Origin of the sequence: Shinella sp. M31 (genome assembly GCF_049199205.1) — a bacterium.
In the GTDB taxonomy this organism is placed as follows: Bacteria; Pseudomonadota; Alphaproteobacteria; order Rhizobiales; family Rhizobiaceae; genus Shinella.
Genome location: NZ_JBLZPH010000198.1, coordinates 1 through 305 on the forward strand (window position 1 = coordinate 1; position 305 = coordinate 305).

Sequence of the window (305 nt, forward strand, 5' to 3'; positions counted from 1 at the left end):
TCGCTGAAGGTGAAGGTCACCAGCGAGGTCTCGCCGGCTGCCAAAGCGGTGTCAGCTACGACGATGGTTGCGGTCGGGCGCTGAGTATCGATGCTGTAGTTGTTGGAGCTGGTGGTGCCGCTTCCCGTGTTGCCCGAGCCGTTCGCCACACCGGTATTGTCGAGTGTGATAAGGTTGGTCGCGTCGGTTACGCCGGCGTTCGGCGTCAAGGTAGCAGTCCAGGTGACGCCGCCATCGGACGAACTGACGGAGCTCAGCATGCCGTTGGCGATCGTCAGATCGGCATTGGTGAAACCGTTGACGGC

1 protein-coding gene is annotated in these 305 nt (G+C 61.6%); it reads right to left on the reverse strand.

Annotated elements, in window-relative coordinates; translation table 11 throughout:
• The coding region (locus ACOZKU_RS27740) for an Ig-like domain-containing protein (RefSeq protein ID WP_421581608.1) at positions 1–305 on the reverse strand (305 nt) is incomplete at both ends.